The sequence below is a fragment of the Streptomyces sp. NPDC014907 genome (assembly GCF_055562975.1).
In genome coordinates this window covers 345,656-371,556 of the sequence record NZ_JBVHEG010000003.1, presented here as the reverse complement: position 1 = coordinate 371,556, position 25,901 = coordinate 345,656, and the positions used below count along the sequence as shown (strand labels likewise).

Sequence of the window (25,901 nt, the reverse complement as noted above, 5' to 3'; positions counted from 1 at the left end):
GTCAGACCTTCCCGTGCCGCTCGGCGAGCGTGTTCAGCAGGGCGGCGGCGGTGCGCGCGTCGGGCACGGTGACCGCGAAATCGCGCCCGCCCTCCCGCCGTACGACGAGGGCTTCGCCGGAGCGCAGCACCACGCCCGTGCCGCGGGGCCCCACCCGGTAGCCCCAGCCGCCGAACTCGGAGAGCGCGTCGACGTCGCGGGCGGTCGCGGACACGATCCGTTCGAGCGGGACGCGGACGCGGGGGCGGGGGACGAGCGCGGACCGGACGGTCAGGCCCCGCCGGTCGACGGTGACCCGGACGCGCGCGAGGGCGAGCCCCGGCACCCCGGCGACCGGGCCGAGGAGGGCGGGCCAGGCCTCGGGCCACGGGGCCAGGAGCAGGGCGGCGGGGGTGGCGGCGAGGGCGAGCGCCGAGAGGACGACGAGGACCCGGGAGCCGGTGGCGCGGGACCAGCCGGCGACCTCGCCCGTGCCGAGCGGGAGCCGGGGGACGTCGGCGCCGTTCGCGGGGGCGGGCGCCTCCGGGGGGACCAGCCGGGCCAGGGCCAGGCCGGTGAGCGCGCAGAGGACGGCGGCGCCCGCCGCGGCGGCGAGGTCGGTGGGCGGGGAGACGACCAGGGTCGCGTCGGCGGCGTCCAGGTTGTTCCCCGGGACGAGGAAGAGGAGCGTCCCGGTGAGTCCGGCCGTCGCCCAGGCGCCCCACAGGGAGGTGCGGCGGACGGCGAGCGTCCAGCAGGCGGCGGTGGCGAGGAGCAGGGCCGCGGCGACGGCGGCGTAGGCGGCCCGGCCGGTGAAGCCGTCGGCGCGGCCTCCGCCGGAGAGGCCGAAGTGGGTGGCGAGGGGGTCGGGAAGCCGGTCGTACCAGAGGGCGAGCGGCAGCAGGCAGGCGGCGAGCGCGAGGACGAAGGGGAGCGCGGCGAGCGCCCGGAGACGAGGTGTGGCGTGGTTCATGAAAACCTCCCTTGTTCGCACTCTACTAGAACAATGCGGCATGGCGGGAGCCCCGGGAGCGCGGACGCGACGGGGCCGCCGCCGTACCGGAACCCGCCGGGAGCGGACCCGACGAGACGGAACGTCTTGCGGGAGGCCCGTCCGTGCCGTACGGTCACTGGAACACAGCGAGACGAGACGTCTCGTCCAGCTCGTTCCACGGCGCCGACCCACAGGAGAACGCCCTTGTTCCGTGCCCGACTCACCGACGTCACCCAGTGCCACGTCACCCCGGACGCCCGGGTCCGCACCGTGCTCGACCGGGTCTCCCTCACCGTCCGCCCCGGCGAACGGCTCGGGGTCGTCGGGGACAACGGGTCCGGGAAGTCCACCCTGCTGCGCCTGCTCGCCGGCCTGGAGGCCCCCGGCAACGGCGACGTCGACGTCGAGGCGCCCGGCGGCCTCGGGTACCTCCCCCAGACCCCCGGCCTCCCTCCGGACGCCACCGTCGGGGACGCCGTCGACCACGCGCTCGCCGAGGTGCGCGCCCTGGAGCGGGCCGTCCGCGCCGCCGAGACCGGCCTCGCCGCGACCGGCGACCTCGACGGATACGCCCGGCTGCTCGCCGCGTACGAGGCCCGGGGCGGCGCCGGGGCCGACCGGCGGGTGGAGACGACGCTGCGGCGGCTCGGAGAGCGCCGCCCGCCCGCCCGTGACCGGCCCCTCGGGACGCTCTCCGGCGGACAGCGCTCCCGGCTCGCCCTCGCCGCCGTGCTCGCCGCCGAACCCGAACTGCTCCTCCTCGACGAACCCACCAACGACCTCGACGACGAGGCCGTGGCCTGGCTGGAGGAGCGGTTGCGCGCCCACCGGGGCACGGTCGTCGCCGTCTCCCACGACCGCGTCTTCCTCGACCGGGTCGCCACCGCCGTCCTGGAGGTCGACGAGGACCGCCACACCCTGCGCCGCTACGGCGACGGCTACGCCGGCTACCTGGCCGGACGCGCCGCCGAACGGGCCCGCAGGGCCAGGGAACACGAGGAGTGGAAGGCCGAACTCGCCCGGTACACGGCCCTCGCGGACACCCACATCGACCGGTTCTCCGCGATCCCCCGCAAGGCCCCGGCCGCGTTCAGCGGGGCCGGGGCCTTCCGGGCCCGGTCACGGGCCCACGGCGCCATGAGCCGCGTCCGGGCCGCCCGCGAACGCCTCGCCCGGCTCGCCGCCCACCCCGTGCCCGCGCCCCCGGAACCCCTCCGGTTCCGCGCGCACCTCGCGGGGGAGGGCGCGCCCGTGGACCTCGCGGACGTACGGGTGGACGGGCGGCTCCGGCTCGGCGCCCTCCACCTCGACGCGGGCGAACGGCTCCTGGTCACCGGCCCGAACGGCGCCGGGAAGTCCACCCTCCTGAAGGTCCTCGCGGGCGAGATCGTCCCGGACGGCGGCACCGTGGAGGCGCCCGCCCGGGTCGGGCTGCTCCGCCAGGAGACGGCCCCGCCCGCCGGCCCCCGCACGGTCGCCGAGGCCTTCGGGGCGGACCGCGCGGACGAACTCCTCGCCCTCGGCCTCTTCTCCGCCCGCGACCTGACGACCCCCGTCCGGCACCTGTCGGCCGGGCAGCGCCGCAGGCTGGAGCTGGCCCGGCTCGTGACCTCGCCCGCCGACCTGCTCCTCCTCGACGAGCCCACCAACCACCTGGCCCCGGGCCTGGTGGAGGAGATCGAGGCCGCCCTCGCCGCGTACCGGGGCACGCTGGTCGTCGTCAGCCACGACCGGCGGCTGAGGGCGGGCTTCCGGGGCCGCGTGCTCGAACTGGCCCCGGAGACCGACCGCGTGCCCTAGGAGGCACGAACCGGGCGCCGCCGGACGGGACTTCCGGCGCACGCCCTAGTCGTCGTCGGAACCCTCCAGATCGCCCTCGGTCTCCAGGAACACCTGCCGCAGCGCGGCCAGCGTCTCCGGGTCAGGCTTCTCCCACATGCCCCGGGACTCGGCCTCCAGGAGGCGCTCCGCGATGCCGTGCAGGGCCCAGGGGTTGGCCTCCTCCAGGAAGGCCCGGTTCTCCGGGTCGAGGACGTACTCCTGCGTCAGCTTGTCGTACATCCAGTCCGCGACCACGCCCGTCGTGGCGTCGTACCCGAAGAGGTAGTCGACGGTCGCCGCCAGCTCGAACGCGCCCTTGTAGCCGTGGCGGCGCATCGCCTCGATCCAGCGCGGGTTGACCACGCGGGCGCGGAAGACGCGGGAGGTCTCCTCGACCAGGGTGCGGGTGCGGACGGTCTCCGGGCGGGTCGAGTCGCCGATGTACGCCTCGGGGGCCGTGCCCCGGAGCGCGCGGACGGTCGCCACCATGCCGCCGTGGTACTGGAAGTAGTCGTCGGAGTCCGCGATGTCGTGCTCGCGCGTGTCCGTGTTCTTCGCGGCCACCGCGATCCGCTTGTACGCGGTCTCCATCTCGGCCCGCGCCGGGCGCCCCTCGAGCCCGCGCCCGTACGCGTAGCCGCCCCACACCGTGTACACCTCGGCGAGGTCGGCGTCCGTGCGCCAGTCGCGCGAGTCGATGAGCTGGAGGATGCCCGCGCCGTACGTCCCCGGCCGGGATCCGAAGATGCGGGTCGTGGCGCGCCGCTCGTCGCCGTGCTCGGCCAGGTCGGCCCGCACGTGCGCCCGCACGTGGTTGTCCGGGGCCGGCTCGTCGAGTCCGGCCACGAGCCGTACGGCGTCGTCCAGGAGGCCGATGACGTGCGGGAACGCGTCCCGGAAGAAGCCCGAGATGCGCAGCGTGACGTCGACGCGCGGGCGGCCCAGCTCCTCCAGGGGGATCGGCTCCAGGCCGTTCACGCGGCGCGAGGCCTCGTCCCACAGCGGGCGGACGCCGAGGAGGGCCAGCGCCTCGGCCACGTCGTCGCCGGCGGTGCGCATCGCGCTCGTGCCCCACAGGGAGAGGCCCACCGAGGTCGGCCACTCGCCGTTGTCGGCGCGGTAGCGCTCCAGGAGCGAGTCCGCGAGCGCCTGGCCGGTCTCCCAGGCGAGCCGGGAGGGGACGGCCTTCGGGTCGACCGAGTAGAAGTTCCGGCCGGTCGGCAGCACGTTGACCAGGCCGCGGAGGGGGGAGCCGGACGGGCCGGCCGGGACGAAGCCGCCGTTCAACGCGTGGACGGCGTGGGTGAGTTCGTCGGTGGTGCCGGCCAGGCGCGGCACGACCTGCTCGGCGGCGAAGCGCAGCACGGCCCGGACGTCGGCGTTCCGGCCGGCCGCGACCGACTCCACCGCCTCCACCGCCCAGTCCGCGGCCTCCATCGCCTCCACCAGCTCGCGCGCCTCCGCCTCCGCCTCGTCGGCGGTGGTGCGGGTCGCGGCCGACTCGTCCAGGCCGAGGGCCTCCCGCAGGCCGGGCAGGGCCTGCGCACCGCCCCAGATCTGGCGGGCGCGCAGGATGGAGAGGACCAGGTTGACCCGGGCCTCCCCCTCCGGGGCGCCGCCGAGGACGTGCAGGCCGTCGCGGATCTGGGCGTCCTTGACCTCGCACAGCCAGCCGTCGACGTGCAGCAGGAAGTCGTCGAAGCCGTCGTCCTCGGGGCGCTCCTCCAGGCCGAGGTCGTGGTCGAGCCGGGCGGCCTGGATCAGCGTCCAGATCTGGGCGCGGATCGCGGGCAGCTTCGCCGGGTCCATGGAGGAGATCTGCGCGTACTCGTCGAGGAGCTGCTCCAGGCGCGCGATGTCGCCGTACGAGTCGGCGCGGGCCATCGGCGGCACCAGGTGGTCGACCAGGGTCGCGTGCGCGCGCCGCTTGGCCTGCGTGCCCTCGCCCGGGTCGTTGACCAGGAACGGGTAGACCAGCGGCAGGTCGCCGAGGGCCGCGTCCGGGCCGCAGGCGGCGGACAGGCCGGCGTTCTTGCCGGGCAGCCACTCCAGGTTGCCGTGCTTGCCCAGGTGCACCATGGCGTCGGCGCCGAAGCCGCCGTCCTCGGCGCGGGCAGCGATCCAGCGGTAGGCGGCCAGGTAGTGGTGGGACGGCGGGAGGTCGGGGTCGTGGTAGATCGCGATCGGGTTCTCGCCGAAGCCGCGCGGCGGCTGGATGAGGATCAGGAGGTTCCCGCGCCGCAGGGCGGCGAGCACGATGTCGCCCTCCGGGTTGCGGGACCGGTCGAGGAACATCTCGCCGGGCGCCGGGCCCCAGTGCTCCTCGACGCGCGCGCGCAGCTCCTCGGGGAGGGTCGCGTACCAGCGCTTGTAGTCGGCGGCCGGGATGCGGACCGGGTTCTTCGCGAGCTGCTCCTCCGTCAGCCAGTCCTGGTCGTGGCCGCCGGCCTCGATGAGGGCGTAGATCAGCTCGTCGCCGTCGCCGGAGACCACGCCGGGGAGGTCCTCGACGGGCCCGAAGTCGTAGCCCTCGGCGATCAGGCGGCGCAGGAGCGCGACGGCGGAGGCGGGGGTGTCGAGGCCGACCGCGTTGCCGATGCGGGAGTGCTTCGTCGGGTACGCGGAGAGGACGAGCGCCAGCTTCTTCCCGGCGTTCGGGATGTGGCGGAGCCGGGCGTGCCGGACGGCGATCCCGGCGACGCGGGCCGCGCGCTCGGCGTCCGCGACGTACGCGGGCAGGCCGTCCTCGTCGATCTCCTTGAAGGAGAACGGGACGGTGATGAGGCGCCCGTCGAACTCGGGCACGGCGACCTGGCTGGCGGCGTCCAGCGGGGAGAGGCCCTCGTCGTTCTCCTCCCACGCGGACCGCGAACCGGTCAGGCACAGGGCCTGGAGGACCGGCACGTCGAGCGCGGCGAGCGCCCCCGCGTCCCAGGCCTCCTCGTCGCCGCCGGCCTGCGCCTCGGCGGGCCTGGTGCCGCCCGCCGCGAGGACGGTGGTGACGATCGCGTCGGCGGTGCGGAGGGTGTCGAGCAGTTCCGGCTCGGGGGCGCGCAGGGAGGCCACGTACAGCGGGAGGGCCTGGGCCCCGGCGTCCTCGACGGCCTCGCAGAGCGCGTCGACGAACGCGGTGTTCCCGCTCATGTGGTGGGCGCGGTAGTAGAGCACGGCGACCGTCGGACCGCCGGTCGTCCGGGGGGTGCGCGCCAGCGGGCCCCAGGTGGGGGCGGCGGCCGGGGCCTCGAAGCCGTGGCCGGTGAGCAGGACGGTGTCGGAGAGGAAGCGGGCCAGCTGTTCCAGGTTGGCGGGGCCGCCGTGCGCCAGGTAGGCGTGCGCCTCGGTGGCGACGCCGACGGGCACGGTGGAGGCCTCCATCAGCTGGGCGTCGGGCGCCTGTTCGCCGCTGAGGACGACCACCGGCTTCCCGGCGGCGCGGATCGCGTCGAGCCCGTCCTCCCAGGAGCGGAGCCCGCCGAGGAGCCGGACGACGACGAGGTCGGCGCCGTCGAGGAGGCCGGGGAGGTCGGCGAGCGGGAGCCGGGACGGGTTGGCGAACCGGTAGGCGACCGGGCCGCCGGCCGCGCGGGCGCTGAGCAGGTCGGTGTCGGAGTGCGACAGCAGCAGGAGCATGGCGAGCGCAGGCCTTCCTCGGGGTTGTCCGCGCCCCGGGTGGTCGTGTGGACGGCGGGAGTTCCTGACTCACCGCCCCGGGGTGCCGGGCCGGCTCACAGTGGCGGGACCGCGCCGGAATCTCACCGGGCTTCCTCCCCGGGGTCCTGGGACCCCATGCCGCTTGCATCCTAGATCGTGCGCTCCGGAGGCCGGAGGGAACGGGAGGGTCGGGCGGATCACACCGGCCCGGAAGCCCGGGAGCCGGACCGGTCGCACCCCGCCGGCCGCCGGTTCCCCGTGGGTATGCTCGCCGCCATGCCGCCCACCCCGCCCCCGCCGCCCGCCCCCGGCGCACCCCGCGTACGGGACCGCGGCGACGCCTGCCCCGGGGCCCTGCGCCTGCACTCCGCCGACGACGGGTTCCTCGCCCGACTGCGGCTGCCCGCAGGCCGCCTGACGCCCGATCAGGTCGAGGTCCTGGCGCACGCGGCGGAGACCCTGGGCGACGGGCGGATCAGCGTCACCTCGCGCGGCAACGCGGAGCTGCGCGGCCTGGCGGACGGCTGCGGGGCGGAGCTGGCGCCGCTCCTGACGGAGGCGGGCCTGCTGCCCTCCCCCACCCACGAACGCGTCCGCAACATCGTGGCCTCCCCGGTCGCCGGCCTCGACGGACTCGGCGCCGCCGACGTGCAGTTGTGGGCCCGCGAACTGGACCGCCTGCTCTGCGCCGCGCCCTGGGCCGCCGCGCTCTCGGGCCGCTTCCTCTTCGTCCTCGACGACGGCCGGGGCGACGTCACCGGCCTCGGCGGGGATGTGACCTTGGTCGCAGCGGACCCGGAGGGCGCGCTCCTGCACACCGGCGCGCGGGCCGTCCGCGTCGCCGCCCCCGACGCCCCGCGCGCCGCGCTCGCCGCCGCCCGCGCCTTCCTGACCGCCGCCCGCGGCGCCGGTACGGGCGCCTGGCGCGTCCGCGAACTGCCGGAGGGGCACGGCGTGGACGTGCGGGGAGCGCTCGCGGAGGCCGGGATCGCGGCGGAGGACGTACGGGAACCGGTCCTGCCCCGGGGGGCGCCCCCCGCCCCCGGCCCCCTCGGCGGGACCGCCCTCCACGTCCTCGCCCCCCTCGGCCGCCTCACCGCCGCCCAGCTGCGGGCCCTGCTGCCCGCCGGCGAGGTGCGGCTCACGCCCTGGCGCGGGGCCGTCGTCACCGGCGCCGGGGCCGGCCGGCTGCCCGGACTCGACGCGCACGGCCTGATCACCCGCCCCGGCTCCCCCTGGGCCGGCGTCAGCGCCTGCACCGGGCGGCCCGGCTGCGCCAAGTCCCTCGCGGACGTACGGGCGGACGCCGTGCCGGGAGCCCCCGGCCTGCCCGTCCACTACTCCGGGTGCGAGCGCCGCTGCGGCCACCCGCACGGCACCTGGGTCGACGTCCTCGCCACCGGCGGCGGCGGCTATCTGGTGGACGGCGCCCCCACCCCCCGCACCTCCCTGCCCGAAGCAGTGACCACGGCCCGTACGACGAGATGAGCGAGAGCACCAGGATGTTCGACTACGAGAAGGACGGGACGGAGATCTACCGCCGGTCCTTTGCCACGATCCGCGCCGAGGCGGATCTCACGGGCCTGCCCGCCGACGTCGCCCAGGTGGCGGTCCGGATGATCCACGCCTGCGGCATGACCGACCTCGTCCAGGACATCGCGTACTCGCCGGGCGTCGTCGCGAGCGCCCGCGCCGCGCTCCGGGCCGGCGCGCCGGTCCTGTGCGACGCGCAGATGGTCGCCAGCGGCGTCACCCGCAAGCGGCTGCCCGCCGGCAACGACGTGGTCTGCACCCTCTCCGACCCGGCCGTGCCGGGCCTCGCCGCCGAGCTGGGCACCACCCGCTCCGCCGCCGCCCTCGAACTGTGGCGCGACCGCCTCGAAGGCTCCGTCGTCGCCATCGGCAACGCGCCCACCGCCCTCTTCCACCTCCTGGAGATGGTCGCGAAGGGCGCGGGGAGGCCGGCCGCCGTCCTCGGCATACCGGTCGGGTTCATCGGCGCGGCCGAGTCCAAGGACGCCCTCGCCGCCAACACCCTCGGCCTCGACCACCTCGTCGTCCGGGGCCGGCGCGGCGGCAGCGCCATGACGGCCGCCGCGATCAACGCCCTCGCGCACGAAGCGGAGATCCAGGCATGAGCACCGACCGCACGGCGCCCGGCAGGCTCTACGGCGTGGGCCTCGGCCCCGGCGACCCGGAACTCCTCACCCTCGCCGCCGTGAGGGCGATCGCCGAGGCCGACGTGGTCGCGTACCACTCGGCCCGCCACGGGCGCTCCATCGCCCGTTCGATCGCCGCCGGGCACCTGCGCGAGGACCACATCGAGGAGCGGCTGGTGTACCCGCTCACGGTGGAGACCACGGACCACCCCGGCGGCTACCGGGGCGCCCTGAACGACTTCTACGAGGAGGCGGCGGCCCGCCTCGCCGCCCATCTGGACGCGGGCCGCACCGTCGCGGTCCTCGCCGAGGGCGACCCGCTCTTCTACGGCTCGTACCAGCACATGCACAAGCGGCTCGCGCACCGCTACGACACGACCGTCATCCCCGGCGTCACCTCGGTGAGCGCCGCCGCCGCCCGGCTCGGGGAGCCGCTGTGCGAGGCCGAGGAGGTCCTGACGATCGTCCCCGGCACGCTCCCGGAGGACGAGCTGACGGCCCGGCTCGCGGGCACCGACTCGGCGGTCGTCATGAAGCTCGGCCGCACCTTCCCCACCGTGCGGCGGGCCCTGGAGCGGGCCGGCCGCCTGGAGGACGCCCGGTACGTGGAGCGGGCGTTCATGGCGGGCGAGCGGACGGAACGCCTGGCGGAGGTGGACCCGGAGTCCGTCCCGTACTTCTCGGTCGCCGTGCTGCCCTCCCGCGTCGACCAGGAGCCCCCCGTACGGGAGAGCGGCGAGGTCGTCGTCGTCGGCACCGGCCCGGCGGGCGCGCCCTGGCTGACCCCGGAGTCGCGCGGGGCGCTGCTCAACGCGGACGACCTGGTCGGCTACACCACCTACCTGGACCGGGTGCCGGTCCTGCGCCCCGGCCAGCGGCGCCACGGCTCGGACAACAAGGTGGAGTCGGAGCGCGCCGAGTTCGCCCTCGACCTGGCCCGGCGCGGCCGGCGGGTCGCGGTCGTCTCGGGCGGCGACCCGGGCGTCTTCGCCATGGCGACGGCGGTCCTGGAGGTGGCGGGCGAGCCGGAGTACGCGGACGTGCCCGTACGGGTCCTCCCGGGGGTGACCGCCGCCAACGCGGCCGCCGCCGCCGCGGGCGCCCCGCTCGGCCACGACTACGCGACGATCTCGCTCTCCGACCGCCTCAAGCCCTGGGACGTCATCGCGGACCGGCTGCGCGCCGCCGCCGGGGCGGACCTGGTGATCGCCCTGTACAACCCGGGCTCGAAGTCCCGCACCCACCAGGTGGCCGCCGCCCGCGACCTGCTCCTGGAACTCCGCTCCCCCGACACCCCGGTGGTCGTCGCGCGCGACGTGGGCGGCCCGGAGCAGTCGGTGCGGGTGGTGACCCTGAAGGCCCTGGACCCCTCCGAGGTCGACATGCGCACCCTGCTCCTGATCGGCTCCTCGCAGACCCGGACGGTGGAACGCGCGGACGGCCGCACGCTCACGTGGACGCCGCGCCGGTACGGCTAGGGCGCGTGCCGGAAGCCCCGCCCGGTGGCGCCCCGCACGCACGCGTCAGGGGGCTTCCCGCAGGACCCGGGCGGCGGCCTCCTCGGGGGTCGTCGCCACCGGGACGCCCTCCGGGACCGGCGGGCGGCGGACGACGACCACCGGAACGCCGGCCTCGCGGGCGGCGGTGAGCTTCGGGGCGGTCGCCGCGCCGCCGCTGTCCTTGGTCACCAGGACGTCGATCCGGTGGCGGCGCAGCAGCTCCCGCTCCCCTTCCAGGGTGAACGGCCCCCGGTCGAGCAGGATCTCGGCGCGGGCCGGCACCGGGCCGTCCGGGGCGTCCACCGAGCGGACGAGGAACCACTCCGGGCGCGCGGCGAAGACGGCGAGGCCCATGCGGCCGGTGGTGAGGAAGACGCGGTCGCCGAGGCCGTCGAGGGCGGCGGCGGCCTCCGCCAGGGAGCCCGCGTCACGCCAGTCGTCGCCCTCCTCCGGGACCCAGCCGGGACGGCGCAGCGCGAGCAGGGGAACATGGGTGGCGGCGGCCGCACGGGCCGCGTTGAAGCTGATCCGCTCGGCGAAGGGATGGGTGGCGTCGATGACCGCGTCCACCGCGTGTGCGCCGATCCAGGCGGCGAGTCCGCCGGCGCCGCCGAAGCCGCCGATCCGGACCTCGCCCTCGGGCAGCCGGGGCCGGGCGACCCGTCCCGCGAGCGAGCTGGTGACCCGCACGCGGGGGTGGAGCAGTCCGGCGAGGGCGCGGGCCTCGGTGGTCCCGCCGAGAACGAGTACGTGCACAGGAGCCCCTTCGTGAGTGCAGGCGGCGGGCGCGAGGCCCAACTCAAGCACACCGGTCTGCGGCCGGGGTGGACGACCGGTGCCTGTGCGACGGCGGCGACGACCGCCGCGTACACGGCCCTGCTGACCGGGGACTTCCCCGACCCGGTGACGATCACGCTGCCGAAGGGGCAGACGCCGTCGTTCGCGCTGACCGCCGAGTCCCTGGGCGACGGTACGGCCATGGCGGCCGTCACCAAGGACGCGGGCGACGACCCGGACGTGACGCACGGGGCCGTGGTCCGCTCGGCGGTGCGGCTCCTGCCGCCGGGCTCCGGCGTGGTCTTCCGGGCCGGGGACGGCGTCGGCACGGTCACCCTGCCGGGCCTCCCGCTGGACGTGGGCGAACCGGCGATCAACCCGGTGCCCCGGCAGATGATGCGCGAGCACGTGGCGCGGGTCGCCGCCGCGCACGGCGGCACGGGGGACGTGGAGGTCACGGTCTCCGTCGACGGCGGCGCCGAGATCGCCCGCTCCACCTGGAACCCCCGGATCGGCATCCTCGGCGGCCTGTCGATCCTGGGGACGACCGGGATCGTCGTCCCGTACTCCTGCTCGGCCTGGATCGACTCCATCCGGCGGGGCGTGGACGTGGCCCGCGCGGGCGGCCTCACGCACGTCGCGGGATGCACCGGCTCGACCTCGGAGCGGACGGTGACGGACCTGTACGGCCTGCCGGAGATCGCCCTGCTCGACATGGGCGACTTCGCGGGCGCGGTCCTCAAGTACGTCCGCCGCCACCCGGTGGACCGGCTCACGATCTGCGGCGGCTTCGCGAAGCTCTCCAAGCTGGCGGCCGGCCACCTGGACCTGCACTCGGCCCGCTCCCAGGTCGACAAGGGCTTCCTGGCGGACCTGGCCCGTACGGGCGGCGCGTCCGAGGCCCTGGCGGCGGAGATCGCCACCGCGAACACGGGCCTGGCCGCCCTCCGCCTCTGCGAGGCCGCCGCCGTCCCCCTGGGCGACCTCGTCGCCGTCCGCGCCCGCGACGAGGCCCTGGCGGTCCTGCGCGGCGCCCCGGTCGCGGTGGACGTGGTCTGCGTCGACCGGGCGGGGACGGTGGTGGGGCGGTCGCCGGTGCGAGGGGCGGGGGCGTAGGGCGGGCCGGTCCGTCAGACCTCGACGACGACGATCCGGTCCGGAACCAGCTTCTCCAGGTCGTCCACGTCCGACGTGAAGACCGTGACGTCGCCCGCCTGCTCCCGGGCGACGACGGCGAGGACGGCGTCGATGGCGTACTTGTGCCCGTGCAGTCCGGTGTCGGCCAGGAGGCGGCGGGCCCGGCGGGCCTCGTCCCTGCCGATGTCCGCGACCCGGACACGGGACAGCACCCAGTCCCAGCGCTGCTCGGTCGTCCTGCCGTCGTACGCCTCGACGAGGGTCAGGGGGGAGGTGATCACATCGGCCTCCCCACGGGCGGCCAGGTCGAGGCGGGCGATCATCACGCGGTCTCCCCGGACCGCGAGCGAGAGCGCTTCACTGTCCAGGACGAAGACCCGGGGCCGCCGGTCCGTCCGCTTCGTCACGCGGCCTCACCCGTGCGCGCCTCCCGCGCCCGCCGACGACGTTCGTGCTCGGCGTCGAGCTCGTCCAGCTCGGCGTGCGCGCCGGCCCGTTCGGCCGCCGTGACCGGCCCGTGCTCCTCCTCCAGCCAGTCGACCAGTTCCCGCAACCGGTCGCGGTCGCGACGCAGCCGCAGCGCCTCCGCGACGTACGCCGACAAGCCGTGCTCGGCCGCCTCGGCGCGGACCTCCTCCAGGAGGTCCTCCGGAATCGTCACCGTCACCTTCTTCGTGGCCATACTCACGACCATACTCTCCGTACGGAGCGCCGTACCGGTTTTCGGTCCACGTGCGACTCCGGTCCCCCGCCCCTAGGCTTGCCGACGAACACCCGACCGATGAACCGAGAGGGAGTCTCATGTCGAAGCGCGGCAACAAGCGGCGGGCCCGGAAGAAGAAGGGCGCGAACCACGGCAAGCGGCCGAACACCTGAGCCGGGCCGACGCGCCGGAGGGGCCCCGGGGAGATGTCCCCGGGGCCCCTCCTCGCGCGCGGACGGCCCTCAGCAGGCGTGGCGGTCGCGCGCCGGGTCGTACAGGTGGCTGTCGCGGAACTCCGAGGCCGCGAGGGTGCGGCCCACGATGATGACGGCGGTCTTCGTGATCCCGGCCGTCCCCGTCCGCTCCGCGATGTCGTCCAGGGTGCCGCGCAGGACGACCTCGTCGGGGCGGCTGGCCATCGCGACGACGGCGGCCGGGCAGTCGGCGCCGTAGTGGGGGACGAGTTCGGCGACGACCCGGTCGACGTACCGCGCGGCGAGGTGGAGGACGAGCAGGGCGCCGCTGCGGCCCAGGGTCGCCAGGTCCTCGCCCTCGGGCATCGGGGTGGCCTGCTGCGCGACGCGCGTGAGGATGACGGTCTGGCCGACCGTGGGGACGGTCAGTTCCCGCTTGAGCGCGGCGGCCGCCGCCGCGAAGGCCGGGACGCCGGGGACGACCTCGTACGGGATGCCGAGCGCGTCCAGGCGGCGCATCTGCTCCGCCATCGCGCTGAACACCGACGGGTCCCCGGAGTGCAGCCGGGCCACGTCCCGCCCGGCCTCGTGGGCGGCGGCGATCTCGGCGACGATCCCGTCCAGGTCCATCCGGGCCGTGTCGACGAGCCGGGCGTCCGGCGGGCACTCGGCGAGCAGTTCGACGGGGACCAGGGAGCCGGCGTAGAGGCAGACCCCGCACTTCGCCAGGGTCCGCGCGCCGCGCACGGTGATGAGGTCGGCCGCGCCCGGCCCCGCGCCGATGAAGTAGACGGTCATGCTTCCTCTTCCTTGGTGACGGACCACTGCGTGACCGGCATCGCCTGACGCCAGCCGGTGAAGCCGCCGACGGGGGCGGCGGTGGCGACCGCGAGGCGGACCAGCTCCCCGCCGTGGCGGCGGTGGGCCCCGGCGAGCAGCGCCTCGGACTCCAGCGTGACGGTGTTGGCGACGAGCCGTCCGCCGGCGGGCAGCGCGTCCCAGCAGGCTTCGAGCAGGCCGGGGGCGGTCAGGCCGCCGCCGACGAAGACCGCGTCCGGGGTGGGGAGGCCGGCCAGGCCCTCCGGTGCCGGGGCGGTGACGACCCGCAGGCCGGGGACGCCGAGGGCGTCGGCGTTGCGGGCGATGCGGGCGGCCCGTTCGGGGCTCCTCTCGATCGCGACGGCGCGGCAGGACCGGTGGGTCCGCATCCATTCGATGCCGATGGAACCGGAACCGCCGCCGACGTCCCAGAGGAGTTCGCCGGGGGCGGGGGCGAGGGCGGCGAGGGTGGCGGCGCGCACGTACCGCTTGGTGAGCTGCCCGTCGTGCTCGTACGCCTCGTCCGGGAGTCCGGGCACGGCGCCGAGCCGCAGGGCGCCCGGGTCGCGCACGCAGTCCAGCGCGAGGACGTGGAGGGCGTCGGTCCGCTCGTACGGCCAGTCGGCGGCGGTCGCGTCGAGGACCCGTTCGCGGGGGCCGCCGAGCTGTTCCAGGACCCGGACGCGGGTGCCGCCCCAGCCGGTGTCGCGGAGGTACGCGGCCACGTCGGCGGGGGTGCCGGGGCCCTCGCCGAGGACGAGGACCCGGCGTCCGGGGTGGAGGACGGCGGCGAGGGCGGCGAGGGGCCGGGCGACCAGGGACACCGTCTCGGTCCGCTCCAGGGGCCAGCCGAGCCGGGCGCAGGCGTACGAGACGGAGGACGGGTGCGGGTGGACGCGGAGCCGGCCGGCGCCGACGGTCTCCGCGAGGGTGCGGCCGATGCCGTGGAAGGAGGGGTCGCCGCTGGCCAGGACGGCGATCGCGCGGCCCTCGTGGGCGGCGATCAGGCCGGGGACGGCGGGGCGGAGGGGGGAGGGCCAGGCGATCCGTTCGCCGGGGCAGTCGCCTGCGGGCAGCAGGCCGAGCTGGCGGGGGGCGCCGATCAGGACCTCGGCGGAGCGCAGCACGCGGCGGGAGGCCTCGGGGAGCCCGTCCCAGCCGTCCGCGCCGATTCCGACGACCGCTATCGCACCGTTCACGCCGCCGAACTCTACGGGAGCCCGGGGTTCCGCCTCTCCGTGGGCGTCGTCACTCCCGGGCCCGCCTCCGGGCGTGCCCGCTCCCGCCCCGCCGCCGCGTGCGCCCCGTGACCGGGCCCGCCTCGGGGCGCGTTCACTTCTGGGCGTGCTGCCCCACGGAGAAGAGGATCCAGACGAAGCCGGCGAAGGCGTGCGTGGCGAAGACGTACACGAACACGCGGAGCATCACGCCGCGCTCTTTCCAGCGCTCGGTGTCGGTCCCGGGTTCGGTCATGCCCTCCAGCGTACGGGGCCCGGAGGAGAGGGCGGGGGGCCGGCGGTGCGGACGGGGTCCGGGACGGGGAAGGGGCCGGGGCGGGAAGGGGTCCGGAATAGGGAGGGGGGTCGCACCGTTGGACATGATGGTTTAAGGTTCAACCATTAGTCGGGAAAGGCACCCGGCAACGCGAGAGGTGAGCACGATGCAGTTCGGGATCTTCACCGTCGGCGACGTGACGACCGACCCCACCACCGGCCGCACCCCCACCGAGCACGAGCGGATCAAGAACACCGTCGCCATCGCGCTCAAGGCGGAGGAGGTCGGCCTCGACGTCTTCGCGACCGGCGAGCACCACAACCCGCCGTTCGTCCCGTCCTCCCCGACGACGCTCCTCGGGCACATAGCCGCCCGCACGGAGAACCTGATCCTGTCGACCTCCACCACCCTGATCACCACCAACGACCCGGTGAAGATCGCCGAGGACTACGCCACCCTCCAGCACCTCGCCGACGGACGCGTGGACCTGATGATGGGGCGCGGCAACACCGGCCCGGTCTACCCGTGGTTCGGCCAGGACATCCGGCAGGGCATCCCGCTCGCCATCGAGAACTACGCGCTGCTCCACAAGCTGTGGCGGGAGGACGTGGTCGACTGGGAGGGCAAGTTCCGCACCGCCCTCCAGGGCTTCACCTCCACCCCGCGCCCGCTCGACGGCGTCCCGCCCTTCGTCTGGCACGGCTCCATCCGCTCCCCCGAGATCGCCGAGCAGGCCGCCTACTACGGCGACGGCTTCTTCGCGAACCACATCTTCTGGCCCAAGCAGCACACCGAGAAGATGGTCCGGCTCTACCGGCAGCGGTACGCGCACTACGGCCACGGCACCCCCGAGCAGGCGATCGTCGGCCTCGGCGGCCAGGTCTTCCTGCGGAAGAACTCGCAGGACGCGGTGCGGGAGTTCCGCCCGTACTTCGACAACGCCCCGGTCTACGGCCACGGACCCTCCCTGGAGGACTTCAGCCGCGAGACCCCGCTGACCGTCGGCTCCCCGCAGGAGGTCATCGAGCGCACCCTGTCCTTCCGCGAGTACGTGGGCGACTACCAGCGCCAGCTGTTCCTGGTCGACCACGCCGGACTGCCCCTGAAGACCGTCCTGGAGCAGCTCGACCTCCTCGGCGAGGAGGTCGTCCCGGTGCTGCGCGAGGAGTTCGAGAGCCTGCGCCCGGCCGGCGTCCCCGCCACCGCCCCGCTCCACCCCGCCGTCACCGCCACCGCCACCGCCACCAAGGAGGTCTGACCCCCATGCGCACGCTCAAGCTGGTCGCCGTCTCCGCCGGCCTCGGCAGCCCCTCCTCGACCCGGCTCCTCGCCGACCGGCTCCTCCAGGCCGCCCGCCACCGGCTGGCCGAGCGGGAGTACGCGGTCGACGTCGACGTGGTCGAACTCCGCGACCTGGCCGTCGACATCGCGAACAACTTCGTCACCGGCTTCCCCTCCGGGCGGCTCCGGGAGGCGATCGACACGGTGACCGGCGCGGACGGCGTCATCGCGGTGACGCCGGTCTTCACCGCCTCGTACAGCGGTCTGTTCAAGTCGTTCTTCGACCTGGTCGACCCGGCCGCGCTGACCGGCACCCCGGTCCTGATCGGCGCGACCGGCGGCACCGCCCGCCACTCGCTCGTCCTGGACCACGCCCTGCGGCCGCTCTTCTCCTACCTGCGGGCCCTCACCGTCCCGACCGCCGTCTACGCGGCCTCGGAGGACTGGGGCTCCGGCGGCGACACCTACGCCGACGGGCTGCCGGCCCGGATCACCCGGGCCGGACACGAGCTCGCGGACGCGGTGGCGGCCCGGCCCGCCCCGACGGCGGACGAGGACGGGGTCGTGCCGTTCGAGGAGCAGCTGGCGGGTCTGCGCCTCGGCTGACCGGACCGCCGTACGGCCCGCCCCGGCCGTACGGCGCCCCGCTCCTCACCGGGCGAGGTGGACCCGCAGGAGTCCGGCCACCTCCGGGGCCGCCTGCTCCGGAATCCAGTGCCCGACACCGGTCAGGACGTGGAAGGCGTAGGGGCCGGTCACGAACCTGCGGGTGCGTTCGGCCCCGGCGCGGCTCAGCGCGGCGTCGCCGTCGCTCCAGACGTACAGGGCCGGCACGGTCACCCGGGCCAGGCTCCCCGGCGTGCCGAACACCATGGCCCGGTACCAGTGGACGGCGGGGGTGAGCCCCTTCGAACGCGCCGCGAACTCCACGATCCGGGCCGCCCCCGCCTCGGTCTGGCCACCGGCCACCAGACCGGCGGCGGCGCGGTCCCCCGCGTTCCGGGCGAGTGCGCGGATGACCAGCTCGGGCAGCCAGGGGATCTGGAAGAGGTACATGTACCAGGACATCAGGAACTGGCGGCCGGTGAAGAGGGACCACAGGAACGCGGCCGGGTGCGGGACGGACAGGGCCGTCACCGTGGCCACCGCGTCCGGGCGGTGGGCGGCGAGGGTCCAGGCGACCGAGGCGCCCCAGTCGTGGCCGACGACGTGCACCGGGCGGCCGCCGGCGGCGGCCTCCTCCACGAGGGCGAGGGCGTCGTCCACGAGGGCGGACAGGCGGTAGGCGAACCTGCCGCGCGGCCGGGCCCGGGGCGAGTACCCGCGCTGGTCGGGTGCGAGCGTGCGGTACCCCGCCGCGTGCAGCAGGGGCGCGAGCGCGTCCCAGCAGCGTGCCGTCTGGGGAAACCCGTGCAGCAGCACCACGACGTCCCCGTGGAGCGGGCCCCGGTCGGTGACGTCGAAGACCAGGCCGTCGCGCTCGAAGGACGTGATGCGCCGGGCGCCGGGTCCTCCGCCGGCGACGCGGCCGGACGGATGGTCCCCCGCTCCGTCCCGGTGCGGGGTTCCGGCCGGTCCCGGGGGGACGCGTCCCCGGTCCGGACGGGGTCCGTCGTCGGCCTTCCGGGCCCGGCCACCGCGTCGCAGATCCACGAGCACTCCTGTGCGATCGGAACACACCCTGACGTGACGGTCGATTGGATTCCCTCCCGGGGCCCGCGTCAAGGCGGGTGCGGCCGTTCCCGCACGCGCCCGCCCCGGACGGCGGCCCCGGACGGCGTCCCGCGCGAGGGCCCCGGAGAAGGGGCCCCTCACCCGTACGGCTCAACTGAAGGTTCGCGGACGGGCGGACGCTCCCACGATGGGGGACATGAGCCAGAACGACGACGGAGCCACGGGCCGGAACACCGCCCCGCCCCGCGCACAGAGCACCGACCCGTCCCGCAAGCGGAGCACCGCCGGGGCGTGGGCCTCCGGCGGCACCCTCTTCGCCGGCGTCCTCATGCTGGTCATCGGCTTCATGGACGTCTTCCAGGGCATCGCCGGAATCGCCGAGGACGACGTCTACACCCGCGTCGGCGACTACGTCTTCAAGTTCAGCCTCACCGCCTGGGGCTGGATCCACCTGATCCTGGGCGTGGTCCTGGTCGTCGCCGGTTACGGCATCCTCAAGGGCGCCGAGTGGGGCCGGGTCGCGGGCATCACGCTCGCCTCCCTCAACATCCTGTTCCACTTCCTCTTCCTGCCGTACCAGCCGTGGTGGTCGCTCTTCTCCATGGCCGTGTCGATCTTCGTGATCTGGGCCCTGGCGTCGGACGACGCGTACGGCCCGGACGAGAGGTACTGAAGATCGCGGGCGCGCCGCCGGGCCCGCGTCCGGCGGCGCGCCCGCGCCCGGGCGGCCCCTGCGACACTGAGGGGCGTGGCCCCCGACCCCGTCCTCGCCGCCTCCCCCTCCGGACCCGTCACGGCGGACGCGGCCCCGCCGCCCCTCCGGCGGAGGCACCGCCTCCTCGCCGGGACCGCCGGAGCGCTCCTCGCCGTGCCCGCCCCGGTCGCCGCCTGCCGTCTCCTCGGCACCGACGCGGTCACGCCCGTGCCGCAGCTGCTCTCCTTCCTGCCCTGGCTCGCCGTGCCGGCCGGGCTCGGACTGCTCCTCGCGGCCGCCGCCCGCCGCCGCGCCCTCTCCTTCGCGGCCGCCGTCGTCCTCGCCGCCACCGGCTGGAGCGCCCTGCCCCCGCGGGCGGAGGCCACCGGTGACCACGGGGCGCTCCTCGCCCGGGTCCGCGTCCTGGCCGCGAACGTCGAGTTCGGGCAGGCCACGGAGGCGCTGATCACCGCCGTCCGGCGCGAACGCCCGTCGCTCGTGTACGTCTCCGAGTGCGACCGCGCCTGCGGACGCGCCCTCACCGGGGCCTTCGCCGCCGAACTGCCCCACCACGTCTCCGTCGAGGCGGACGGCTCGTCGGGCTCCGTCCTGCTGAGCTCCTACCCGCTGCGCGACCGGCGGGTGGTCCCGGCGACGATGGGCATGCCGGGCGCCACGGCCGAGATCGCCGGGCGTTCCGTGCGCGTCCAGCTCGCCCATCCGATGCCGCCGCTGCCGGGCCAGGTGGGCGTGTGGAAGCGGGAGCTGCGCCGGATCGCGGACTTCGCCGCCGGATCACGGGAACCGGTCCTGATCGCCGGGGACTTCAACGCGTCCGGGGACCACGCGGCCTTCCGCGCGGTCCTGGAGGCCGGCGGGCTCCGGGACGCGGCCCGGCAGGCCGGGCGGAGCCGCGTCCCCACCTGGCCCGCGGAGGGCCCCCTCCCGCCGTTCGTCCGGATCGACCACGTCCTGGCCGGCCGCCCGTTCGTCCCGGTGGGCTTCCGGGTCCTGGACCTGGCGGGCAGCGACCACCGGGCCGTGCTCGCCGATCTCGACCTGCGGGAAGGGCGCTGATCGGCCACGCTGGAAGACATGGACAACGAGGAGATCCTGGACGACATCGGTGCCCTCGTGGAGGAGGAGCGCGCCCTGCGGCAGCGCGGGGGCGACCTCACCGCCGGGGAGCGGGCCCGGCTGACCGAGGTGGAGATCCGCCTCGACCAGTGCTGGGACCTGCTGCGCAGGCGCCGCGCGAAGGCGGAGTTCGGCGGGGACCCGGACACGGAGACGCTCCGCCCGGCGGCCGAGGTGGAGTCCTACCGCAACTGAACCGGCCCGGGACGGGACCGCCGGAGCGGGAACCGCCCGGGCCGCTGAACCGGGAACCGCCCGGGGCCGCCCGGCCCGGGGCCGTTCGGGCCGCCCTGGACCGTTCGCCCGGGCCGTTCGCCCGGTAACCGCCCGGGGCCGTTCGCCCGGGGCGTCAGAAGACGCGGGCGTAGATCCGGGCCCCGCTGTGGAACGACACGGTCAGCCCCGCCTGGGCCCCGGTGTCGGACGAGGCGGACCACCGCTCGATCTCCGAGATCTCCGCGGACCCGGCCCGCGCGAGGGCGGCGGCGAGCCACGCCTCCGGGGTGTCGTCCGCCCGGGGCTCCTCCCCGGCCGGCACCGGGTCGCCGGTGACGGGCTCGTCCAGGAACCCCTCGTGCTTGGCCCCCTCGGGCAGCAGCCCGGTGAACTGCCACCGGTGCTCGGCCGACCCCACGGTGACGACCACCCCGAAGGGGTGCTTCGTGTCGCCCGTCTCGGCGAGGGTCCGCACGCTCCCGGCGGACGGGGTGTTCTTCACGACGTCCACCACGAAGTCGGTGAACCGCTGAGGACGCATCCGTGCTCATTTCTTCTCGTGACGGCCTTCCATCGTAGGACGGGGCGCGGGGCGGGACGGACGTCACGGCCCGCCCGCGCCGCCCGGCGGACCGGCCCGCCCCGGCGGACGGCCGGCCCGGACAGTACGTTGGACGGCATGGCGCGTACCGAAGGAGCCGGACGGCTCACCCCGCCCGCCTGGCTGACCGCCGGCCTCAGGCCCGCGCCCGTGCCGGTCCCCCGGGCCGCCGTGCTCCGGGCCGGCGTCGCGATGGCCGCGCCGCTCGCCGTCGGGCTGGCCGCCGACCGGCCCGCGTACGGGGCGCTGGTGTCCATGGGGGCCCTGTCCGGGGTCATCGGGGACACCGCCGACGCCTACCGCATGCGGGTCTTCAACATCGCCGTGCCACAGCTCTTCGGGGCCGTCGGCGTCACCCTCGGCACCCTCGTCTTCGGGCACGGCTGGGCCGCCGTCGCCGTCCTCACCGCCGTCGCGCTCGTCTCCGGGATGATCTCCTCGATCGGCGCGGTCGCCTCCGTCTCCGGTCTGCTCCTGCTCCTCAACGCCGTCGTCGGCGCCGGGCTCCCCATGCCCGACCCCTGGTGGACGGCGCCCGTCCTGCTCACCCTGGGCGGGCTCGTCGTCCTCGTCCTCACCCTGCTCGGCTGGCCGCTGCGGCGCGCCGCGCCCGAGCGGGACGCCGTCGCCGCCACCTACCGGGCGGTGGCCGACCTGTACGAGGCCGCAGGCACCTCCGCGTACGACGACAGACGGCAGGCCGTCACCGCCTCCCTGAACCAGGCCTACGACCTGGTCCTGGCCCGCCGCGCCCGCCAGCACGGCCGCGCCTCGCCCCTGGTCCGGCTGCTCGCCCAGCTGAACGTCGTCGTCCCCCTCGTCGAGGCCGCGCCCGCCGCCCACTTCCGGGCCCGGCTCTCCGGACCGCTGCCCGCCGCGATCCCGGCGGCCGTACGGGAGCTCGCGGACGCCGTCGGGGAGGGCCGCACCGGCTCCCCCGTCCTGGACCTGCCCGTCCCGGAGCGCCCCTCCGAGAAGGCCGTCGACCACGCCCTGCGGCACGCGGCGAACGTCGTCCACGAGGGGGAACCCGACGCGTACGACGGGGACGACCGGCTCGGCCGGCCCGCCGCGCTCCGCGTCCGCGTGCGGCGCACCGCCCGCGCCGTCCTCCTCTCCGGCGCCTCCTGGCGGTACGGCCTGCGGCTCGCGCTCTGCGTCGGCCTGGCGCAGGCGCTCGTGTCGCTGGTCCCCGTGCCCCGCTCGTACTGGGTCGCCCTCACCGTCACCTTCGTCATGAAGCCCGACTTCGGCTCGGTCTTCTCCCGGGCCGTGCTCCGCGCCTTCGGCACCGCCCTCGGTCTCGTCCTCGCCGCCCTCGTCCTCTCCGGAGTGCCCCGGGGCTGGTGGGACGTGCCCGTCCTGCTGGTGCTCGCCGCCCTGATCCCGGCGTTCTCCGCGAAGGGGTACGCCTTCCAGACGGCCGCCATCACCCCCGTCATCCTGCTGCTGTCCGACGTCCTCAACCACCAGGGCTCCGCCCTCGTCCTGCCCCGCCTCTACGACTCGCTCCTCGGCTGCGGGATCACCCTCGTCGCCGGTTACCTGCTCTGGCCCGAGTCCTGGCACACCCGGGTCGGGGCCCGGCTCGCGGACGCCGTCTCCGACGCCGCCGACTACGTGGACAGGGCGTTCCCCGGTACGGAGGGGGCCGACCCGAACGCCCGGCTGCGGGCCCGCCGGGCGCTCTACCGGGACCTGTCGGCGGTCCGCTGCGAGTTCCAGCGGGCGCTGACCGAGCCCCCGCCGACCGGCACCCGCGCCGCCGCCTGGTGGCCGCTGGTCGTCGCCGTCGAGCGGATCGTGGACGCCACGACCGCCGCCCGCATCCGGGTCGACCACGGCGCCCCCGCCCCCGACCGGGCCGAAGTGGCCGAGGTGGAACGGGAACTGCGCGAACTCGCCGAGGGGCTGCGGTCGAGCGACACCCTCGTGGAGGTCCGCACCGAACTGCCCGGCGACGAGAGCGGAGTGCTGGAACCGCTCCGCCAGGAGGTCCGGGCCGCGCGCGGCATCGCCGGTCCCGACCTGCGGTGACCCCTTTCCCGGGGCGCGGGGGAGAACGTACCGGCGGTCACGGAACGGAACCCTCCCACCACGGTTACCGGAAGCCGCCCCTGCGACTACGATGCGCCCATTCACGGTGATCCGTGCCCGCCGCCGGTGTCGACCGGCCCGGCGGGCGGGCCACTTCGACCTGCCTCGCCCCCGCGCCCCGAGGACCCGCCATGCGCACCACCACCAGCAGAGGGCTCCAGCCCAATGTCCTCGGCACCTTCGACACGATCGTGATGGCCGTCGCCGGCAGCGCCCCCGCCTACTCGCTCGCCGCGACCACCGCCGTCCTCTTCGGCGCGGTCGGCTTCGGCGGCCCGGCGGCGCTGCTGTACTGCGCGATACCGATGCTCGGCATCGTCCTCGCGTACGCCCGGCTCGGCCGGATCGACGTCAACGCCGGTGCCGCGTACTCCTGGGTGGGCCGCACCCTCCACCCCTTCCTCGGCTTCCTCTCCGGCTGGGCGCTGATCTTCTCCACCACCGTCTTCATGGTGGCCGGTTCGCTGCCCGCCGGCACCCTCACGCTCTCCCTGATCGCCCCGGGCCTCGCCGACAGCACTCCGCTCGCGGCGGCGGTCGGCGCCTGCTGGTTCCTGGCGATGCTGCTCGTCGTGCTGGGCGGCGCCCGGCTCACCGTGCGGGCCCAACTGGTCATGTCGGGCGTCGAGATGCTGATCCTGCTCGGTTTCGTGCTCACGGCCGTGGCGCACCGGGGCCGGGCCACCGCCTTCGACTGGTCGTGGTTCGGCCTCGGTCAGTTCCACGGGACGCAGGGCTTCGCCGCCGGGGCGCTGATCGCCGCGTTCTACTACTGGGGCTGGGACGTCACCGGCAACCTCAGCGAGGAGACCCGCGACAGCCGCCGGACGGCGGGCCTCTCCGCGCTCGTCGGCGTCGGCTTCGTCTTCGTCCTCTTCGAGGCCATCACCGTCACCGTCAACCTCCTGCTGACGGCGGAGGAGATCCGGGCCGCCGGGCCCAACGTCCTCGCCGTCGTCGGCCAGGAGGTGTGGCCCGGTGTCGGCGGCAAACTGCTCGTCGGGGCCGTGCTCCTGTCGACCGTCGCCACCCTGGAGACCACGCTCATCCAGGTCACCCGCTCGCTCTTCGCGATGGGACGCGACCGGACCCTGCCGGCCGCGCTCGGCACCGTGCACCGCCGCTGGAACACCCCGTGGGTCGCGGTCGCCACGGTCGGCGGGGCGGCGCTGCTGCTGTTCGCCGCCGCCGCGGCGGCCGGTTCCGTGCAGCGCGTCCTCAGCGACGCCGTCGCCGCGATCGGCCTCCAGATCGCCTTCTACTACGGCCTCGCGGGCATCGCCGCCGTCGTCGCGTACAAGTCGGTCCTGTTCCGCTCCGTGTCCAACCTGGTCATCGGCGGTCTGTGGCCGCTGTTCGGTTCGGCGTTCATGTTCTGGGCGTTCGCCGAGTCGCTCGGCGAACTCTCCACGACCGCGCTCGTCATCGGCCTCGGCGGCCTGCTCCTCGGCGTGGTCCCGATGGTGATCCACCGGAGGACGGGCAGCGACTACTACCGCCGCCCGGCCCGCCTGGACGCCGTCCGCGCCCTCGCCGCCGCCGAGGCCGCCGGCGCGGCCACCCCGGGCGCCCGCACGGGTGCCCGCGACAAGAGCTACGCGACGGACTTCTGACCGCCGGGGGCCCGGGAACGGCCGTATTCCCGGGCGGCGGACTCATAATCCGCCGGTCCCGGCTTCCGGGGAGCCGGACGGGCCGCTACACGGGGGGACGGCGCCGCACCGGCGTCCAGCCTCCCGGGCGCCTCGCGGCTCCCCGGGCTCCGCCCCGGGACGAGGGGGGCCGGGGCCCGTGCGCGCCGGGGGTGGAATACGCTGCGGCCACGTTCGAGCCCCGTTCCCGACCCGGCGCGATCACCCCCCCCTGCCCTCGCCCCGGCCCGGACCCGTGCTCCGCCGGCCCTCCCCCCTCCCCCCCGGCTCCCCGGCCCCCGCCCCCGAAGGAGGACCCCGATGGCCGTAGGCCGCCGCTCCCGCCGCCCGGCGCGTCCGGAGCGCTTCGCGCCCGCCTTCGACCCGGACTGCGGGGACCGCGCGCTGACCGAGGCGCGCCACGACATCGTCATCGGCCGCTGGCAGGGCGTGCGGGACCTGCTCGCCGCGACCGGCGACGACTGGGCGCGCCGCACCCACCGCGTCCGGCTCCTGTCGCACGCCGTCGCCGGCGGCTGCGCCGTGGAGACCTGGCGGAGCGCCGAGCCGGACAACCCGGACGCCGCCGTCCTGCGGGCCGCGACCGAGGTCGTGCGGGTCTTCGACGCGGCCATCGCGGCAGGCCGGGGCGTCCCCGTCGAACGGGGCCGGATCGACGCGGCCGTGGACGCCTGCCGCGAGGCGGCCGGGGCGGCGCCCGCCGACCCGGTGCCGTGGGTGTCGCTGCTGTCCGTGGCCCGGCTGTACGAGGGCGGGGTGCCGCGCCGCGAACTGCGCCACTGGTTCGACGAGCTGCGCCGCCGCGACCCGTACAACACCGAGGGGCACATCCAGGTGCTGCGCTACTGGTCGGCGCGGTGGCACGGCACGCACGGCAGCATGTACGACTTCGCCCGCGACGCGGCGGGCGTCGCGCCGCCCGGCTCCCCGCTGCCGGTCCTGGTGCAGGTGGCCCGGGTCGAGGAGTACCGGTACATCGCGGACGGGGCGCTCGGCCGGGGCCCGGTGCGCGGTTTCGACCAGCACTGGAAGCACGAACTGGCCGTGACCGAGCTGCGCCGCACGCACGCGCGGTGGATCGGCGGCCGGGAACCCGGCGCCCCGGTGCCCCCCGAGGAGGTCGGCGACCTCAACTTCCTCGCGCACGCCGCCTGTTACGCGGGCCAGGTGGAGATCGCCAGGGAACTGCTCGGCCTGCTGGGCCGGCGGGCGACCTGGGTGCCCTGGGCGTACACCGGGGACCCGGAGGAGCAGTTCCTGCGGTTCCGGGAGGGCCTGGGGGCGGAGTGAGACCGCTCCGCCCCCGGGCCGCGCGACCGCGC

The 25,901-nt window shown here is 75.9% G+C and carries 24 protein-coding genes and 1 riboswitch; of the genes, 14 read left to right on the top strand and 10 right to left on the bottom strand.

What is annotated here, in order from left to right:
* Window position 1: 1 nt before the first annotated feature.
* Window positions 2-952, bottom strand: coding sequence for a DUF1648 domain-containing protein (locus ACZ3IL_RS10840; RefSeq protein ID WP_467388759.1), 951 nt, complete (start codon window positions 950-952; stop codon window positions 2-4).
* Between the two features lie 291 nt (window positions 953-1,243).
* Here ACZ3IL_RS10840 and ACZ3IL_RS10835 point away from each other — a divergent pair, with 291 nt between their 5' ends.
* Entirely contained in the window at window positions 1,244-2,773 is a 1,530-nt protein-coding gene (locus tag ACZ3IL_RS10835; RefSeq protein WP_467389288.1) for an ABC-F family ATP-binding cassette domain-containing protein, read from the top strand.
* 45 nt (window positions 2,774-2,818) lie between these two features.
* Here ACZ3IL_RS10835 and cobN read toward each other — a convergent pair whose 3' ends face one another.
* Complete coding sequence (gene cobN / locus ACZ3IL_RS10830; protein ID WP_467388757.1) at window positions 2,819-6,424, bottom strand: cobaltochelatase subunit CobN; 3,606 nt, start codon at window positions 6,422-6,424, stop codon at window positions 2,819-2,821.
* A gap of 39 nt (window positions 6,425-6,463) precedes the next feature.
* Window positions 6,464-6,600: riboswitch (cobalamin riboswitch) on the bottom strand.
* 109 nt (window positions 6,601-6,709) lie between these two features.
* Between cobN and ACZ3IL_RS10825 the strand changes: the two genes are divergently transcribed.
* The 3 genes from ACZ3IL_RS10825 to ACZ3IL_RS10815 are packed head-to-tail and all read left to right on the top strand — an operon-like array spanning window position 6,710 to window position 10,082.
* Window positions 6,710-7,933, top strand: coding sequence for a cobalamin biosynthesis protein CobG (locus ACZ3IL_RS10825; RefSeq protein WP_467388755.1), 1,224 nt, complete (start codon window positions 6,710-6,712; stop codon window positions 7,931-7,933).
* Window positions 7,930-8,583 (top strand): precorrin-8X methylmutase, encoded by a 654-nt coding sequence (locus ACZ3IL_RS10820; RefSeq protein WP_467388754.1) that lies wholly within the window; start codon window positions 7,930-7,932, stop codon window positions 8,581-8,583. Before ACZ3IL_RS10825 ends, ACZ3IL_RS10820 begins: the two co-directional genes overlap by 4 nt.
* Window positions 8,580-10,082, top strand: a complete 1,503-nt coding sequence (locus ACZ3IL_RS10815) for a precorrin-2 C(20)-methyltransferase (RefSeq protein WP_467388752.1) — start codon at window positions 8,580-8,582, stop codon at window positions 10,080-10,082. The genes ACZ3IL_RS10820 and ACZ3IL_RS10815 overlap by 4 nt, the downstream gene beginning before the upstream one ends.
* Before the next feature lie 45 nt (window positions 10,083-10,127).
* Here the strand turns inward: ACZ3IL_RS10815 and ACZ3IL_RS10810 are convergent, their stop codons facing one another.
* On the bottom strand, window positions 10,128-10,859 hold the full coding sequence (locus ACZ3IL_RS10810; RefSeq protein WP_467388750.1) for a cobalt-precorrin-6A reductase: 732 nt from the start codon (window positions 10,857-10,859) through the stop codon (window positions 10,128-10,130).
* 12 nt (window positions 10,860-10,871) lie between these two features.
* Between ACZ3IL_RS10810 and ACZ3IL_RS10805 the strand changes: the two genes are divergently transcribed.
* Window positions 10,872-11,996: a cobalt-precorrin-5B (C(1))-methyltransferase gene (locus ACZ3IL_RS10805; protein WP_467388748.1), complete on the top strand. Its 1,125-nt coding sequence runs from the start codon at window positions 10,872-10,874 to the stop codon at window positions 11,994-11,996.
* A gap of 14 nt (window positions 11,997-12,010) precedes the next feature.
* Here ACZ3IL_RS10805 and ACZ3IL_RS10800 read toward each other — a convergent pair whose 3' ends face one another.
* Together ACZ3IL_RS10800 and ACZ3IL_RS10795 are read right to left on the bottom strand one after the other, a co-directional pair.
* Window positions 12,011-12,424: a PIN domain-containing protein gene (locus ACZ3IL_RS10800; protein ID WP_467388746.1), complete on the bottom strand. Its 414-nt coding sequence runs from the start codon at window positions 12,422-12,424 to the stop codon at window positions 12,011-12,013.
* Entirely contained in the window at window positions 12,421-12,699 is a 279-nt protein-coding gene (locus ACZ3IL_RS10795; RefSeq protein ID WP_388694895.1) for a CopG family transcriptional regulator, read from the bottom strand. The genes ACZ3IL_RS10800 and ACZ3IL_RS10795 overlap by 4 nt, the downstream gene beginning before the upstream one ends.
* A 119-nt stretch (window positions 12,700-12,818) precedes the next feature.
* Here ACZ3IL_RS10795 and ACZ3IL_RS10790 point away from each other — a divergent pair, with 119 nt between their 5' ends.
* Window positions 12,819-12,893: a 50S ribosomal protein bL37 gene (locus ACZ3IL_RS10790; RefSeq protein ID WP_372460710.1), complete on the top strand. Its 75-nt coding sequence runs from the start codon at window positions 12,819-12,821 to the stop codon at window positions 12,891-12,893.
* Window positions 12,894-12,962: 69 nt separating this feature from the next.
* Here the strand turns inward: ACZ3IL_RS10790 and cobM are convergent, their stop codons facing one another.
* The 3 genes from cobM to ACZ3IL_RS10775 all read right to left on the bottom strand — a co-directional run bounded on the left by cobM (window position 12,963) and on the right by ACZ3IL_RS10775 (window position 15,206).
* Complete coding sequence (gene cobM, locus ACZ3IL_RS10785) at window positions 12,963-13,712, bottom strand: precorrin-4 C(11)-methyltransferase (protein WP_467388743.1); 750 nt, start codon at window positions 13,710-13,712, stop codon at window positions 12,963-12,965.
* Window positions 13,709-14,932, bottom strand: a complete 1,224-nt coding sequence (gene cbiE, locus ACZ3IL_RS10780) for a precorrin-6y C5,15-methyltransferase (decarboxylating) subunit CbiE (RefSeq protein ID WP_467388741.1) — start codon at window positions 14,930-14,932, stop codon at window positions 13,709-13,711. The genes cobM and cbiE overlap by 4 nt, the downstream gene beginning before the upstream one ends.
* Before the next feature lie 133 nt (window positions 14,933-15,065).
* Window positions 15,066-15,206 carry a DUF6126 family protein gene (locus ACZ3IL_RS10775; protein WP_467388739.1) on the bottom strand — a complete coding sequence of 47 codons (141 nt, stop codon included), beginning with the start codon at window positions 15,204-15,206 and terminating at the stop codon, window positions 15,066-15,068.
* Between the two features lie 187 nt (window positions 15,207-15,393).
* Here ACZ3IL_RS10775 and ACZ3IL_RS10770 point away from each other — a divergent pair, with 187 nt between their 5' ends.
* Window positions 15,394-16,485, top strand: coding sequence for an LLM class flavin-dependent oxidoreductase (locus ACZ3IL_RS10770; protein ID WP_467388737.1), 1,092 nt, complete (start codon window positions 15,394-15,396; stop codon window positions 16,483-16,485).
* A 5-nt stretch (window positions 16,486-16,490) separates the two neighbouring features.
* Window positions 16,491-17,114, top strand: a complete 624-nt coding sequence (locus ACZ3IL_RS10765; protein ID WP_467388735.1) for an FMN reductase — start codon at window positions 16,491-16,493, stop codon at window positions 17,112-17,114.
* A 45-nt stretch (window positions 17,115-17,159) separates the two neighbouring features.
* Here ACZ3IL_RS10765 and ACZ3IL_RS10760 read toward each other — a convergent pair whose 3' ends face one another.
* Window positions 17,160-18,161 (bottom strand): alpha/beta fold hydrolase, encoded by a 1,002-nt coding sequence (locus ACZ3IL_RS10760; protein WP_467388733.1) that lies wholly within the window; start codon window positions 18,159-18,161, stop codon window positions 17,160-17,162.
* Between the two features lie 217 nt (window positions 18,162-18,378).
* On the opposite strand from ACZ3IL_RS10760, the gene ACZ3IL_RS10755 reads away from it, so the two are divergent.
* The 3 genes from ACZ3IL_RS10755 to ACZ3IL_RS10745 all read left to right on the top strand — a co-directional run bounded on the left by ACZ3IL_RS10755 (window position 18,379) and on the right by ACZ3IL_RS10745 (window position 20,208).
* Complete coding sequence (locus ACZ3IL_RS10755) at window positions 18,379-18,855, top strand: DUF7144 family membrane protein (RefSeq protein ID WP_467388731.1); 477 nt, start codon at window positions 18,379-18,381, stop codon at window positions 18,853-18,855.
* 75 nt (window positions 18,856-18,930) lie between these two features.
* Complete coding sequence (locus tag ACZ3IL_RS10750) at window positions 18,931-19,953, top strand: endonuclease/exonuclease/phosphatase family protein (RefSeq protein ID WP_467388729.1); 1,023 nt, start codon at window positions 18,931-18,933, stop codon at window positions 19,951-19,953.
* An 18-nt stretch (window positions 19,954-19,971) separates the two neighbouring features.
* A complete protein-coding gene (locus ACZ3IL_RS10745; protein WP_467388728.1) occupies window positions 19,972-20,208 on the top strand; it encodes a DUF2630 family protein in 237 nt (78 codons plus the stop codon).
* Between the two features lie 154 nt (window positions 20,209-20,362).
* Here ACZ3IL_RS10745 and ACZ3IL_RS10740 read toward each other — a convergent pair whose 3' ends face one another.
* The gene (locus ACZ3IL_RS10740) at window positions 20,363-20,770 is read right to left on the bottom strand and encodes a hypothetical protein (RefSeq protein ID WP_467388726.1); all 408 of its coding nucleotides are present in this window, start codon (window positions 20,768-20,770) and stop codon (window positions 20,363-20,365) included.
* A 138-nt stretch (window positions 20,771-20,908) separates the two neighbouring features.
* Here ACZ3IL_RS10740 and ACZ3IL_RS10735 point away from each other — a divergent pair, with 138 nt between their 5' ends.
* The 3 genes from ACZ3IL_RS10735 (at window position 20,909) to ACZ3IL_RS10725 (ending at window position 25,869) form a co-directional block, all read left to right on the top strand.
* Window positions 20,909-22,867 carry an FUSC family protein gene (locus ACZ3IL_RS10735; protein ID WP_467388724.1) on the top strand — a complete coding sequence of 653 codons (1,959 nt, stop codon included), beginning with the start codon at window positions 20,909-20,911 and terminating at the stop codon, window positions 22,865-22,867.
* Between the two features lie 191 nt (window positions 22,868-23,058).
* Entirely contained in the window at window positions 23,059-24,540 is a 1,482-nt protein-coding gene (locus ACZ3IL_RS10730) for an APC family permease (protein ID WP_467388722.1), read from the top strand.
* Window positions 24,541-24,879: 339 nt separating this feature from the next.
* The gene (locus ACZ3IL_RS10725; RefSeq protein WP_467388720.1) at window positions 24,880-25,869 is read left to right on the top strand and encodes a hypothetical protein; all 990 of its coding nucleotides are present in this window, start codon (window positions 24,880-24,882) and stop codon (window positions 25,867-25,869) included.
* The last annotated feature ends 32 nt before the right edge of the window (window positions 25,870-25,901 follow it).

What these genes read in the sequence shown, in the direction of transcription:
- ACZ3IL_RS10840 (WP_467388759.1), bottom strand. Translation starts at nt 952, where the DNA reads ATGAACCACGCCACACCTCGTCTCCGGGCGCTCGCCGCGCTCCCCTTC.
- cobN (WP_467388757.1), bottom strand. Translation starts at nt 6,424, where the DNA reads ATGCTCCTGCTGCTGTCGCACTCCGACACCGACCTGCTCAGCGCCCGC.
- ACZ3IL_RS10825 (WP_467388755.1), top strand. Translation starts at nt 6,710, where the DNA reads ATGCTCGCCGCCATGCCGCCCACCCCGCCCCCGCCGCCCGCCCCCGGC.
- ACZ3IL_RS10820 (WP_467388754.1), top strand. Translation starts at nt 7,930, where the DNA reads ATGAGCGAGAGCACCAGGATGTTCGACTACGAGAAGGACGGGACGGAG.
- ACZ3IL_RS10815 (WP_467388752.1), top strand. Translation starts at nt 8,580, where the DNA reads ATGAGCACCGACCGCACGGCGCCCGGCAGGCTCTACGGCGTGGGCCTC.
- ACZ3IL_RS10795 (WP_388694895.1), bottom strand. Translation starts at nt 12,699, where the DNA reads ATGGCCACGAAGAAGGTGACGGTGACGATTCCGGAGGACCTCCTGGAG.
- cobM (WP_467388743.1), bottom strand. Translation starts at nt 13,712, where the DNA reads ATGACCGTCTACTTCATCGGCGCGGGGCCGGGCGCGGCCGACCTCATC.
- ACZ3IL_RS10775 (WP_467388739.1), bottom strand. Translation starts at nt 15,206, where the DNA reads ATGACCGAACCCGGGACCGACACCGAGCGCTGGAAAGAGCGCGGCGTG.
- ACZ3IL_RS10770 (WP_467388737.1), top strand. Translation starts at nt 15,394, where the DNA reads ATGCAGTTCGGGATCTTCACCGTCGGCGACGTGACGACCGACCCCACC.
- ACZ3IL_RS10765 (WP_467388735.1), top strand. Translation starts at nt 16,491, where the DNA reads ATGCGCACGCTCAAGCTGGTCGCCGTCTCCGCCGGCCTCGGCAGCCCC.
- ACZ3IL_RS10755 (WP_467388731.1), top strand. Translation starts at nt 18,379, where the DNA reads ATGAGCCAGAACGACGACGGAGCCACGGGCCGGAACACCGCCCCGCCC.
- ACZ3IL_RS10745 (WP_467388728.1), top strand. Translation starts at nt 19,972, where the DNA reads ATGGACAACGAGGAGATCCTGGACGACATCGGTGCCCTCGTGGAGGAG.
- ACZ3IL_RS10740 (WP_467388726.1), bottom strand. Translation starts at nt 20,770, where the DNA reads ATGCGTCCTCAGCGGTTCACCGACTTCGTGGTGGACGTCGTGAAGAAC.
- ACZ3IL_RS10735 (WP_467388724.1), top strand. Translation starts at nt 20,909, where the DNA reads ATGGCGCGTACCGAAGGAGCCGGACGGCTCACCCCGCCCGCCTGGCTG.
- ACZ3IL_RS10730 (WP_467388722.1), top strand. Translation starts at nt 23,059, where the DNA reads ATGCGCACCACCACCAGCAGAGGGCTCCAGCCCAATGTCCTCGGCACC.
- ACZ3IL_RS10725 (WP_467388720.1), top strand. Translation starts at nt 24,880, where the DNA reads ATGGCCGTAGGCCGCCGCTCCCGCCGCCCGGCGCGTCCGGAGCGCTTC.